16 protein-coding genes are annotated in these 13,380 nt (G+C 34.0%); all 16 read right to left on the bottom strand.

Features of this window, described 5'->3' with window-relative positions; all coding sequences use genetic code 11:
* Positions 1–11: 11 nt before the first annotated feature.
* The 16 genes from atpE to LQ686_RS11255 all read right to left on the bottom strand — a co-directional run bounded on the left by atpE (position 12) and on the right by LQ686_RS11255 (position 13,175).
* Positions 12–230: a F0F1 ATP synthase subunit C gene (gene atpE / locus LQ686_RS11180; RefSeq protein ID WP_016998905.1), complete on the bottom strand. Its 219-nt coding sequence runs from the start codon at positions 228–230 to the stop codon at positions 12–14.
* A 52-nt stretch (positions 231–282) separates the two neighbouring features.
* Positions 283–1,005, bottom strand: a complete 723-nt coding sequence (gene atpB, locus LQ686_RS11185) for a F0F1 ATP synthase subunit A (RefSeq protein WP_025904479.1) — start codon at positions 1,003–1,005, stop codon at positions 283–285.
* 30 nt (positions 1,006–1,035) lie between these two features.
* Positions 1,036–1,386, bottom strand: coding sequence for an ATP synthase subunit I (locus tag LQ686_RS11190; protein ID WP_025904478.1), 351 nt, complete (start codon positions 1,384–1,386; stop codon positions 1,036–1,038).
* A gap of 162 nt (positions 1,387–1,548) precedes the next feature.
* Positions 1,549–2,685, bottom strand: coding sequence for a non-hydrolyzing UDP-N-acetylglucosamine 2-epimerase (gene wecB, locus LQ686_RS11195; RefSeq protein ID WP_037589782.1), 1,137 nt, complete (start codon positions 2,683–2,685; stop codon positions 1,549–1,551).
* A gap of 22 nt (positions 2,686–2,707) precedes the next feature.
* Positions 2,708–3,337, bottom strand: coding sequence for a uracil phosphoribosyltransferase (upp, locus tag LQ686_RS11200; RefSeq protein ID WP_025904476.1), 630 nt, complete (start codon positions 3,335–3,337; stop codon positions 2,708–2,710).
* Positions 3,338–3,359: 22 nt separating this feature from the next.
* The gene (locus LQ686_RS11205) at positions 3,360–4,601 is read right to left on the bottom strand and encodes a serine hydroxymethyltransferase (RefSeq protein WP_025904475.1); all 1,242 of its coding nucleotides are present in this window, start codon (positions 4,599–4,601) and stop codon (positions 3,360–3,362) included.
* Positions 4,602–4,625: 24 nt separating this feature from the next.
* Positions 4,626–5,150 (bottom strand): TIGR01440 family protein, encoded by a 525-nt coding sequence (locus LQ686_RS11210; RefSeq protein ID WP_048540920.1) that lies wholly within the window; start codon positions 5,148–5,150, stop codon positions 4,626–4,628.
* Positions 5,147–5,584, bottom strand: a complete 438-nt coding sequence (gene rpiB, locus LQ686_RS11215; RefSeq protein ID WP_025904473.1) for a ribose 5-phosphate isomerase B — start codon at positions 5,582–5,584, stop codon at positions 5,147–5,149. The genes LQ686_RS11210 and rpiB overlap by 4 nt, the downstream gene beginning before the upstream one ends.
* An 86-nt stretch (positions 5,585–5,670) precedes the next feature.
* A complete protein-coding gene (locus tag LQ686_RS11220; RefSeq protein ID WP_239733331.1) occupies positions 5,671–6,087 on the bottom strand; it encodes a low molecular weight protein arginine phosphatase in 417 nt (138 codons plus the stop codon).
* The gene (locus LQ686_RS11225) at positions 6,084–7,130 is read right to left on the bottom strand and encodes an L-threonylcarbamoyladenylate synthase (protein WP_107565675.1); all 1,047 of its coding nucleotides are present in this window, start codon (positions 7,128–7,130) and stop codon (positions 6,084–6,086) included. Before LQ686_RS11225 ends, LQ686_RS11220 begins: the two co-directional genes overlap by 4 nt.
* Positions 7,131–7,220: 90 nt before the next feature.
* Positions 7,221–8,075, bottom strand: a complete 855-nt coding sequence (gene prmC / locus LQ686_RS11230) for a peptide chain release factor N(5)-glutamine methyltransferase (RefSeq protein WP_107565676.1) — start codon at positions 8,073–8,075, stop codon at positions 7,221–7,223.
* A complete protein-coding gene (gene prfA, locus LQ686_RS11235) occupies positions 8,062–9,138 on the bottom strand; it encodes a peptide chain release factor 1 (protein ID WP_025904469.1) in 1,077 nt (358 codons plus the stop codon). The genes prmC and prfA overlap by 14 nt, the downstream gene beginning before the upstream one ends.
* Entirely contained in the window at positions 9,131–9,730 is a 600-nt protein-coding gene (locus LQ686_RS11240) for a thymidine kinase (RefSeq protein WP_239733332.1), read from the bottom strand. The genes prfA and LQ686_RS11240 overlap by 8 nt, the downstream gene beginning before the upstream one ends.
* 118 nt (positions 9,731–9,848) lie before the next feature.
* The gene (locus tag LQ686_RS11245) at positions 9,849–10,103 is read right to left on the bottom strand and encodes a type B 50S ribosomal protein L31 (protein ID WP_025904467.1); all 255 of its coding nucleotides are present in this window, start codon (positions 10,101–10,103) and stop codon (positions 9,849–9,851) included.
* A gap of 109 nt (positions 10,104–10,212) precedes the next feature.
* Positions 10,213–11,529: a transcription termination factor Rho gene (gene rho, locus LQ686_RS11250; RefSeq protein ID WP_025904466.1), complete on the bottom strand. Its 1,317-nt coding sequence runs from the start codon at positions 11,527–11,529 to the stop codon at positions 10,213–10,215.
* A gap of 215 nt (positions 11,530–11,744) precedes the next feature.
* Positions 11,745–13,175 carry an aldehyde dehydrogenase family protein gene (locus tag LQ686_RS11255; protein WP_239733333.1) on the bottom strand — a complete coding sequence of 477 codons (1,431 nt, stop codon included), beginning with the start codon at positions 13,173–13,175 and terminating at the stop codon, positions 11,745–11,747.
* Positions 13,176–13,380: the final 205 nt, after the last annotated feature.

Below are 13,380 nucleotides of genomic sequence, written 5' to 3' on the forward strand. Positions count from 1 at the left end.
AATATTTTAGCTTATCGATTCATTACCATGAATGCTACTACTACTGCAATGATAGGAAGGGCTTCAACTAAACCAACACCGATAAACATGATTGTCATTAATGGACCACGTGCTTCTGGTTGACGTGCAACACCTTCTACTGTTCTTGATACGATAAGACCGTTACCGATACCTGCTCCTAATGCTGCTAAACCAATCGCGATTGCTGCTGCTAATACACCTAAACTCATTATAATTTTCCTCCTAGAAATAAAAATATTAATTGTTTTTTTAAATTATATATTAATGATCGTCTGCCACTTTATGGGACATATAAACCATTGATAACATTACGAATATGTAAGCCTGAATTGAACCAATAAATATTGAGAATCCTTGCCATACTATCGCTGGTAAAACTGCACCGAACGCGCCTAAAACGCCTCCAGCTGCTAATGTTGCTAATAAACCAAGTAATACTTCACCTGCGAATATATTACCGTATAAACGTAGACCAAGCGTTAATGTTGAAGCAAATTCTTCAACAATTTTGAATGGCACCATAAATGCTACTGGTTGTACAAATGATTTCAAGTACGCGCCAGTACCACGCATTTTAACACCATAGTAATGTGTTAAAAGAACCATCAATGTTGCTAACGTTAATGTTACTGTTGGATCTGCTGTAGGTGATTTCCACCATAGTGTATGTCCTACAACAATTGAGAACGGTAATCCTAACATATTTGATACAAATATGAAGAATATAAGTGTAACCGCCAAGAAATGAAATCTTCCTCCGTCTTTCCATGCCATATTGCTTTGGATAATACCTTTTACAAAGTCAAATACCCATTCAATAAAGTTCTGTTTACCAGTAGGTCTAATTTTTAGATTCCTAGTACAGACAACAGCTATTACAAAGACGATAACTGCAGAAACTAACAACATTAACATACTTGAAAGATTGAAAACTAAATCAAATCCTCCCAAATTGATGGACCACATAGGTGATTCGTGTTCCATATCTTCACCTCTTTTCACAATTTTAATTATTTAATCGAGACTTTTCAGTGATTTAAACATAATTAAGACATATGCTATCATCAAACCAAATAAAATCCCGATAATATCAACGATTAGTGGATATTTAAGCCAAAAACAGCAAGCAACGATTGTCACAAGATATCTGACCCAGTTTCCTGTTGATAATTGTAATGATTCAGCATTTTTAGCTCGATTGAGGTAGACTTCCCATGAAAACAAGTTAACAGCTGATGCTATTGTTCCAATAATAAGTCCTAAAACGAACTCATGTTTCAAGAAGAAATACACTACAACTAGAATAATAATAAAGAAAATAAAATACTGTAAATAAGACTTAAAAAATCCCTTTATATCAAACATTCAGCTGAAACTCCTTAGATAAGTGGCATATCTTTGAAAACCGTTTCATCACACAATTTTCATGATAATATAGTGGACTTATAGTGTCAATGCTATGACAAAAATAGAAAACAAATTTTTGTCATTTTTTTGTCACAGAATTGACACAAACCACCACTTTAATTATTTTGTTCTAAATGGTTCCGGTGCTTCTTTCAAAATATCAAAATAATATTTAATATTTTCACATATTCTCTTAGAAGCAAGACCATCCCCATAAGGGTTTTGAGCGATACTCATTTTTTCATATAATGATTGATCATTTAATAACGCTTTAGTTTCGTTATAGATGTTCTCTTCTTCTACACCTACAAGTTTCAACGTTCCAGCTTCAACGCCTTCAGGTCTCTCAGTCGTATCTCTTAAGACAAGTACTGGTTTACCTAATGAAGGAGCTTCCTCTTGAACACCACCTGAATCTGTTAAGATCAAGTGAGAATTAGCTGCAAAGTTATGGAAATCTATAACTTCTAAAGGTTCGATCAATTCTATACGATCATGATCACTCAATATTTGGTTAGCAATTTCTCTAACCTTAGGATTTTTGTGCATTGGATAAACGACAACAACATCTTCATGCTCTTCAACAATTTGTCTAACAGCTTTAAAAATGTTCTCCATCGGTTTACCAATGTTTTCACGTCTATGCGCAGTTAATAGCACGATGCGTTTACCTTCATGACGTTTAATAATTTCACTTTCATAATCGTCAGTTACAGTAGTTGATAACGCATCTATAGCTGTATTACCTGTCACAACAATAGATTCGTCTTTTTTATTTTCCTGAAGTAAATTATGTTTAGACTGATCAGTTGGTGAGAAGTGTAAATCAGCAAGGACCCCCGTCATTTGTCGATTCATTTCTTCTGGGAATGGAGAATATTTATTCCAAGTTCTTAACCCTGCTTCTACATGGCCAATTGCAACTTCATTGTAGAATGCTGCTAAACTGCCTGCAAAAGTAGTTGTTGTATCTCCATGTACCAATATCATATCTGGTTTAGCTTCTTGAATAACACTTTCAAGTCCACCTAATACTCTTGATGTTACTTCTGAAAGTGTTTGCCCTTGTTTCATAATATTTAAATCATAATCTGGTGTAATATCAAATGTTTCTAGAACTGAATCTAGCATTTCTCTATGTTGCGCTGTTACAACAACAATTGGTTGTAACTCCGGATCATTTTTTAATTCTAAAACTAAAGGTGCCATTTTAATAGCTTCAGGTCGCGTACCAAATATCGTCATAATTTTCTTCATTGTAATAAAATCCTCCTATTATCTATTTAGTGCCAAATAATCGATCACCTGCATCACCTAAACCAGGTGTAATATATGCATGGTCATCTAATTTTTCGTCTAATGCAGCAATATAAATATCTACGTCTTCATGTGCTTCTTGTAATGCTTTAACCCCTTCAGGTGCAGCAATTAAGCCCATAAAACGTATTTTATTTGCTCCACGATTCTTCAATGATTGAATCGCTTCGATTGCTGATGCACCTGTAGCAAGCATAGGATCTACTACAATAATTTCTCTTTCTTCAATATCTTGTGGTAATTTCACAAAATATTCTACCGCTTCTAAAGTTTCTGGATCACGATATAACCCTACATGTCCTACTCTAGCAGCTGGAACGAGTTTCATAATACCATCTGTCATTCCAAGGCCAGCACGTAAAATAGGAATAAGTGCTAATTTCTTACCAGATAATCTTTGAGCGTTCATTTTAGTTACGGGTGTTTCGATTTCAACATCTTGTGTTTCAAAATCTCTCGTAACTTCATACGCCATAAGCATACCGACTTCATCGACAAGCTCTCTAAACTCTTTAGTGCCAGTTTTACGATCACGAATATAACTCAACTTATGCTGAATTAATGGATGATCAAAAACGTGTACTTTACCCATAAGTCTAGCCTCCAATAAATATTTATTTGTTGTAAAGTGGAAACTTAGAAGTTAGTGATAATACGCGTTCATGTGCTTCTTTTAATGTTTGTTCATCTTCTGGATTTTTAAGCACAAGTGCTATTATTCTACCTACTTCTTCAACTGCTTCCTCATCAAATCCACGAGATGTAACTGCTGGTGTACCTAAACGAATACCACTTGTTACGAAAGGTTTTTCTTGATCAAATGGAATTGTATTCTTATTACACGTAATACCAACTTCATCTAAAGCATTCTCAGCTAATTTACCAGTAATGCCAAGAGAACCTTTAACATCTACACAGATAAGATGATTATCAGTACCGCCTGATACAATTCTTAAACCTTCGTCTTCTAGAGTTGCTGCTAATTTTTGAGCATTCTTAATTACTTGTTTTTGATATTCCTTAAATTCTGGTTGTAATGCTTCACCAAATGAAACTGCCTTACCAGCGATAACATGCATTAATGGACCACCTTGAATACCAGGGAAAATTGTTTTATCAATTTCTTTAGCATATTCTTCTTTACAGAAAATCATACCGCCTCTTGGTCCTCTTAATGTTTTGTGTGTTGTCGTTGTTACAAAGTCAGCATAATCAACAGGGTTTTGATGTAAACCTGCTGCAACTAAACCAGCGATATGAGCCATATCAACCATTAATTTAGCGCCAACTTCATCTGCTATTTCTTTGAATTTCTTAAAATCAATTTGTCTTGGATAAGCTGAAGCACCTGCTACGATTAATTTAGGTTGTGCTTCTTTTGCAACTCTCAAGATTTCTTCATAGTCAATTTGTTCATTTTCTTCAGAAACACCATACTCTACAAAGTTGTATAACTTACCACTGAAGTTAACTTTTGCTCCATGAGTTAAATGTCCACCATGACTTAAGTTCATTCCAAGTACAGTATCACCCGGTTCTAAAGCTACAAAATATACAGCCATATTTGCTTGTGATCCTGAATGAGGTTGTACATTTACGTGTTCTCCACCGAAAAGTTGTTTAGCTCTATCACGCGCTAAATCTTCAACGATATCAACGTATTCACAGCCACCATAATAACGACGACCTGGGTAACCTTCTGCATATTTGTTAGTTAATACAGAACCTTGTGCTTCCATTACTGTTTCAGAAACAAAGTTCTCTGATGCTATAAGTTCGATATTATTATTTTGTCTATCAAACTCTTTTTCCATTGCTTTGAAAAGTTCTTCGTCTTGCTTTTTAATTAATGACATGTACAATCCCTCACTTTTAAGAATTTAATACTTTGCTCTTTCGCCGCCTATTAATTTAGGACGACTCTTAGCTATTGTAACAATAGCTTCTCCAATGCGCTTAGTTTCAATTGATACAGGTACTGCGACGTGCTTTAAATGCATACCAATTAGTGTCTGACCAATATCAATACCTTTATCGCATTGAATGTGTTCAACAACTATTGGGTCTTTCATGTGTTGATATGCATAAGTTGACAAACTACCTCCAGCATTGGCTTGTGGTACAACAGAAACTTCAGTCATTGTATAAGGATCAAATATTTCTCGCTCGATTGTTATAGCTCGGTTAATATGTTCGCAACCTTGAAACGCAAAGTGAACACCTGTCTCTTTATGTATAAAATCAAGACTTTCATATATAACCTTAGCAACATCAATCGAACCATCTGAACCTATCTTTGAACCTTTAACTTCTGAAGTTGAACACCCAATGATGCATAGTTCTTGATTGTTAAAAAAATCAATAGACTTTAGTTCATTCAACAATTGTTTTAAATCTTCTTTCATGAACAACCGCCTTCAATCTTGTCTATACGTCTTTGGTGCCTACCGCCTTCGAATTCACTTGTCAACCAAGTCTTGACGATGAGAAGTGCTAAACCTTCACCTATAACACGTTGGCCCATTGCTAATACATTAGAATCGTTATGTTGTCTCGTCACTTCAGCAGTAAAAACATCATGCACAAGTGCACAACGAATCCCCTTTACTTTATTTGAAGCGATAGACATACCAATTCCAGTTCCACAAATCAAAATTCCTTTATCAAACGTTCCATCAGCAACACTTTCAGATACTGGTCTTGCATAATCTGGATAATCTACCGACTCACCTTTATGTGTACCAAAATCTTTATATTCAATGTTCATTTCATCAAGTAATTGTTTGATTGCTTCTTTGTATTCATAGCCACCATGGTCTGCTGCAATAGCTACTTTCATCTTCCCACCTCCCAATTTGTTTATACTATAATATTATAACTTATTTTCTATGTGTGTTATAGCAATTCTGCAAATTATTTGAATTCTTAATTACTTTGTAATAAATCTTCAATTAGTTCTCTCAATTCTTCGTAAGTATTTTGATAAATGATTTGTGACTGTCCAAAGGGATCTGAAACATCTCCTTTTTTGCCTCTTACGTATTGTTTTATTGAATGAATGTTGTGATGTGTAAATTGCGATTCTAGAATCATTTTATGAGATTCAGTCATAGTTAAGATAATATCAGCATCTAAATCTTGTTCAGAAAATTGTTTAGCAGTATCAGGTATTGGCAAATCATTTTTAAAGATGATTTCCATTGATTGCGGAGATATTGGTGTCCCATCAAAAGCTGAAATGCCTCTAGATTGAATATTATATTCAGGTTTAATATCTTTGGCTATCGCTTCAGCCAATGGACTTCTACAAGTGTTGCCTGTACATACAAAAACTATTTTCACAATTCATCTTCTCCTTTAATATTATGACCACTTGCTTTATCAATTCTATTCATTAATGCGATTGTATCGTCATTTCTTTCGTAGCCACTTATATAAATTTCATCAATGTTTGTCAGTTGATCTGCTATTCGTAAAGCATCATACAGATCATGATGAGCACCTTTTATATCTGCAATATCTCTACCAAGCGGTATAAAAGTCATTTGTTCTGAGATTAATGGCTCAATACTTTTAGGACCTATTACTGCTATCTTTTTAGAAGTATTATCTGACAAACTCATTTGTTTTGTAATACCACCTTCTATTAAGGTCACAGGTTGCGAAGGTGCATAATGTTTATATTTCATACCTGGTGCAATTGGTTTTTCCAAATCTAACTTTTCGTTAATGACACTGTTTGGCAGAACTTTATTAATCATCTCTATTGTTATAGAACCAGGTCGTGCAATTTTAAATGGATAACTTGTACAATCTATTACAGTACTTTCTATACCTTCATCAATATCTTCAGCTTGAATAATGCCATATATCCTTCCATCCAAGTCATGTTTAACATGTTCAAATTTAGTTGGCGAAGGACGTCCACTAATGTTTGCACTTGGAGCCGCAATTGGTAAATCCGTTAATTGTAGAACTGCTCTACCGACATGATGACTTGGCATGCGTACAGCAACAGACTGTAATCCACCCGTAACACGATCGCTTAAAAATCCTGACTTGTAAGGCACAATAAACGAAATTGGTCCTGGCCAAAAAGCATCCATTAAAATTTCAGTTTCTTGAGATATATTTTGGGTGAAGTCATTTAATTGAGATTTATCATGTATATGTACGATAAGTGGATTATCAGACGGTCTACCTTTTGCTACATATATTTCTTTAACCGCTTCTTCATCTTTTGCATTAGCGCCTAATCCATATACCGTTTCAGTTGGTAAAGCTATCAATTTATTTTGATGATATCCTGCAATAATCTCATCGATTTGTGGATAACTTTGTAAGTTATGAACATACTTACGCACATCCCAAACATTTGTTTCCAATGCATTTCTTCCCTTCTTTAAAGCATTTATTGTATTAAAACAAAAGTTATCCACACAACGTGGATAACTCCCGTTAAATGTGCATAACTTCTATTGATTATTCCAATTAAATTGTATCATACGATTGTTTTGATTTATATCTTGAATGATTTTTACATGTTCAACATTCAAATGGGTTTCAATAAAGTCTTTTAATAGTTCACCTTGTAAATGGCCAATTTCAAAAATGACGAGTCCATTATCCGACATAACGTGTTCTAAATTTAGAATAATATCTTTATAGATCGCTAAGCCATCATCTTCCGCAAATAAAGCCAAATGTGGTTCATAATTTAAGACAGTATCAGACATTTCTTTTTGTTCTTCATATGAAATGTACGGTGGATTGGATACGAGTACATCCACTTTAATATTTTCTTTAATTAGTGGTTCTAAAGATTTACCTTTTAAAAATTCTATCGGTGCTTCAAGTGTTGATGCATTTGTTTGAGCGATTAATAATGCTTCTTCACTAATATCAGTTGCGATAATAGATAAATCAGGTCGCTCTTTTTTCAGTGTAATTGCGATAGCTCCTGTACCCGTTCCTATGTCACATACGACTACTTGCTCGTCCTGAATCATTTGTAATGTTTGATAGACAAGTTCTTCTGTTTCAGGTCTAGGTATTAATACATGTTGGTTCACTTTGAACTTTCTACCATAAAATTCTGCAAAACCTGCAATATACTGTACAGGCTCACCTTCATACATACGTTCTCTACTATTTAAGTATGCATCCAAAATATTATCAGGTACATTTTGATTTAAATTCATGGCAATTTGTGTTCTAGACATGCCTGAAATATCCTCTAATAACCAATCAGCACGAGAGGTTTCAAACCCTCGTGCTGATAATCCATCATAAGTTTCATTTAGTAACTGTTGAAAATTATAATTGGCCATTATTTAATTCTTCCAATTTTTCCGTTTGTTCATGCAACGTTAATGCATCGATAATTTCGTCAACTTTACCTTCCATAATTTGATCTAACTTTTGTAAAGTTAATCCAATACGATGGTCAGTTACTCTGTTTTGAGGATAGTTATACGTTCTAATTCTTTCTGAACGATCTCCTGTACCAACAGCAGACTTTCTTTTTTCAGCGTATTTAGCATTTTCTTCTTGAACCATCATATCGTAAACTCTGGCTTTCAATACTTTAAATGCTTTTTCACGGTTCTTAATTTGAGATTTTTCAGATGATGTCGCAACAATACCAGTTGGTAAATGCGTGATACGTACAGCTGAGTCTGTCGTATTGACGTGCTGACCACCTGAACCACTAGAACGGTAAGTTTCGATTTTTAAATCTTCAGTTCTAATATCAATTTCAACATCTTCAGCTTCAGGTAATACTGCAACTGTTGCTGTAGAAGTATGAATACGTCCACCAGATTCAGTTTCTGGTACACGTTGTACACGGTGTGCGCCATTTTCATATTTAAGTTTACTGAATGCACCGTTTCCTTGAATAGAAAAGCTGACTTCTTTATAACCACCATGGTCACTAATATTCTCTTCAACGACGTCAATTTTGTAGCCATGTGCTTCAGCAAATCTTGAATACATTCTGAATAAGTCACCTGCGAAAATAGCCGCTTCATCTCCACCCGCTGCGCCACGAATTTCCATAATAACGTTCTTATCATCGTTAGGGTCTTTAGGAATAAGTAGGAATTTTAATTCAGATTCTAATTCAGGTACTTGTTTAGTAAGACTGTTAATTTCTTCTTTCAACATATCTTGTTCTTCTTTATCTGTTGTTTCGTTTAACATTAATTTCGCATCTTCAATGTCACCTTTAACAGATTTATAAGTTCTATATACATCAACTGTCTTTTGTAAGTCAGATTGTTCTTTTGAATATTTTCTTAGCTTGTCTGTATCCGAAACGACATCCGGATCACTAAGTAATTCATTTAATTGTTCATATCTATTTTCAACAATTTCTAATTGATCAAACATTTATATCACTCCTTATTTCAGTTCTAATTATATGATGATCTCTACATCTTGGTTCATAACTTTCGTCTGCACCAACTAATATAATCGGGTCATCAATATGTGCTGGTTCACCATTTATAAGTCTTTGTGTTCGACTTGATGGAGATCCACACACTGCACATACCGCTTGTAATTTTGTTACAATTTCCGCAACTGCCATCATTTCAGGCATTGGTTCAAATGGCACACCTTTAAAGTCCATATCTAATCCAGCTACAACAACTCGATAGCCCTCTTCTGCTAACTTTTGTGCTACGCTTACGATTTCATTATCAAAAAATTGGACTTCATCTATTCCAATAATATCGATGCCTTGTAAATCATATTTTAATATTTGACTAGAATGTTCTATGCTGATTGCCTCAAGTTGATTTCCATTATGAGATACTACAGCTTCTTCACTATATCGATTATCAATAGATGGCTTAAATACTTTTACATTTTGTTTCGCATATAAACCTCTTCTCAGACGTCTTATAAGCTCTTCAGACTTACCACTAAACATACTTCCGCAAATACATTCTATCCATCCGGAATGGTAATTTTCGTACATATTACTTATCCACCTTTTTCAACATAATCGCTTAATTATATCATATTATTTTTACTTATTTATTAATTTTTACAAAAAAAAGCACCCTTTATAAAAGGATGCTTGATTCGCTTCATAATTAGTTGTTTGATTTGAAACCAAATTTTTTGTTGAAGCGTTCCACACGACCATCCGCAGATGCGAATTTTTGACGTCCTGTATAGAATGGATGTGAATCTGAAGAGATATCTAAACGGATAACTGGGTATTCGTTTCCATCTTCCCATTCCATAGTTTCATTTGAAGTACGTGTTGAACCACTTAAGAATTTGAAGTCTGTAGTTGTATCTAAAAAGATAACTTTATTATACTCTGGATGAATTCCTTGTTTCATTTTTTTCAGCTCCTTTGCCCTGAACCATCTGGAACAGAGTTTATTTGTGACTTATTCACTCAATACTTACATATTATATATGTTGAAGAATTAAAATGCAACCTTAAATTTATATAATCGGTTTACCAGTCTTGGCACTATCGACCATAGATTTTCTTAAAACTTCAAAGAATTCTTCGTTAGAATCCGTGCGTTTTAACTTTCTAATAAATCTTTCAGAGAAATCATTTGAATCAGTAAATAAATTACGTAGTTGCCAAATCATTTCAAGTTCTTCTTTATCTAAAAGCAATTCTTCTTTACGTGTTGAACTTCTTCTAATATCAATTGCAGGGAATACTCTCTTCTCAGACAATTTACGATCTAAATGAAGTTCCATGTTACCTGTACCTTTAAATTCTTCATAAATCATATCGTCCATACGAGAACCTGTTTCAACTAATGCAGTCGCTAATATTGTTAAACTACCACCCGCTTCAATATTTCTAGCAGCTCCGAAGAAATGTTTAGGTCTATGAAGTGATGCTGGATCTAAACCACCTGATAATGTTCTACCACTTGGTGGCACGACTAAGTTATATGCTCTAGCTAATCTTGTTAATGAATCCATTAATATGATGACATCTTCACCGATTTCAACAAGACGTTTAGCTCTTTCAAGTAGTAATTCAGCCACTTTAACATGATGTTCTGGCGGCTCATCAAAAGTTGAGTTAACGACTTCAGCTTGTTCAACAGAACGTTCAATATCCGTTACTTCTTCTGGACGTTCCCCAATTAATAATACAAATAATTTCGCTTTTGGTTGGTTAATTGCGATAGCATTTGCTATTTCTTTAAGTAATGATGTCTTACCAGCTTTAGGTGGTGCTACAATCATTCCACGTTGTCCTAGACCTATTGGCGTAATTAAATCCATGATTCTAGTTGAATAATTTTTACTTGTAGTTTCTAATTGGATACGTTGTTGTGGGTATAGAGGAGTTAACGCTTGAAAGTGTGGTCTTTTTTTAACTTCTTCTGCATTTTGATCATTTACAAAGTCAACTTGTAACAATCCGTAATACTTTTCATTTTCTTTAGGTTTTCTAACTTTACCAGTTACTTTGTCACCTTTTTTAATCTCAAAGCGTCTAATTTGGCTAGCAGATATATAAATATCTTTTTCACCTTTAGAATAGTTAACAGTACGTAAAAAGCCATAACCATCAGGTTGAATATCATCTAAGATACCTTCCATATAATAGTTGCCGTCTTTTTCCATTTGAGCTTCCATAATTGCTAAGACAAGTTCTTTTTTATTTAATTTACTATAATTTGTTATTCTTAGTTCTTTTGCCTTTGATGTTAATTCTTTAGTTGTATAGTTCTTGTATAATTCGTGAAACGATTCATACTGAGGACTTGTTCTAACTCTTTCAGCCATATTTATGACACCCATTTCTTAAAAATCTCATTCATTTTTATCAGATTTATAATCTGCCTTTAAACTATAGCATTTTTTTATGAAGATGACAAAATAAGTTATATATAAATTATGTTAAAATATTTCACTTTTTTATTCAATTATAACTATCATATAAAAAGACTGAAACATCGAAATGTTTCAGTCTTAAAAATATATTGTATTTTGTAATTTTACTATTCTTTAAAATAACCAGGAATTGCTTTAATTTCTAAGAATTCTTCAATTCCATAGTCGCCCCATTCTCTACCAATACCTGATTGTTTATAACCACCGAATGGTAAATTAGGTTTTCTACCTGCGTCATTAATTTCCACAGTACCTGCTTCTAATGATTTAGCAACTTCTCTTACACGTTCTATATCTTTACCATATACATATGCTGCTAAACCATAAATTGTATCATTTGCAATTTCAATTGCTTCATCTAAGTCTTTATAAGTAATAATTGTACCTACTGGACCAAAGATTTCTTCTTGAGCAATTGTCATATCATTAGTTACATCAGTAAATAATGTTGGTTTAACGAAGTAACCTTTTTCAAGACCGTCTGGTTTACCAACACCACCATGTAATAATGTTGCACCTTCATCGATACCTTTTTGAATATAGCTTTGAACTGTATCAAATTGTTTTTTAGATACAACTGGACCTGCATCTTGGCCAGCTTCTCTAGGATTACCAACTTTAACATTTTCAATTGCTTTTTTAGCTGCTGCGATAAATTCATCTTTAATACTTTCTGGTACTAATGTACGTGTACCTGCTGTACAAACTTGACCAGTATTTTGTACGAACTTAGCAACTGCACCTTTAGCTGCTTCTTCGATATCAACGTCATCTAACACTACTAATGGTGATTTACCACCTAGCTCTAATGATACTTTTTTGAAGTCTTTAGCTGAGTTTTCCATGATTTTTCTACCAGTTGGACCTGAACCCGTAAATGACATCATACGTACATCAGGATGTGAACTTAATGGATCACCAACACTTTGGCCATCACCATTTACTAAGTTGAACACACCTTTAGGCACGCCAGCTTTTTCAAATATTTCAGCTAAAATAATCGCTGCAAATGGTGTTTCTTCAGATGGTTTTAAGACTACAGGTGAACCTGCAGCAAATGCACCAGCTAATTTTAATGATGTTTGGTTAGTTGGGAAGTTCCATGGTGTTACTAATCCAGAAACACCGATAGCTTCTTTAATAACTAAATCATCACCACGACGTTCTTCAAATTGAATTGAATCGATCGCTTTACTTGCTTCTCTAAAATGATTTAAGCCCATTTGATAATGAACAGATTCTGATTTTTCAATTGGTGAGCCAAGCTCATCCGTCATTACATCTATTAAATCTTCTTTTCTATTTTCATATTCATCTGCAATTCGTTCTAATAAAGCTTTTCTTTCTTCTAAAGAAGTATTTCTAAATTTCACGTACACTTTTTTAGCGGCAGCTACAGCGTCATCAACATCTTGATTGTTACCTGCAGCAATTTTACCCATAACTTCTTCTGTAGCAGGGTTAATAACATCTAATGTTTGTCCACTATGACTTTCAACCCATTCGCCATTTATATATTGCTTGATATCTTGTCTCATGAATTATCTACTCCTTTATTTGTTACATTGGTTATTATAGTATGGATGATAGTCATAATTAAAATAATCTGTTTGAGAATTGAATATTTTAAATTTCAAACAAAATCAAAACCCCCCGTTTAACGGGTGGTTTGTTCTGCGGCTATAAGCCTCTATTACTGACCAGCCCTAAAAGGGCACTGAGAAGATCAGCCAAATGTACTAC

This window comes from Mammaliicoccus sp. J-M41 (assembly GCF_022385935.1).
Taxonomy (GTDB): Bacteria; Bacillota; Bacilli; order Staphylococcales; family Staphylococcaceae; genus Mammaliicoccus; species Mammaliicoccus sciuri_A.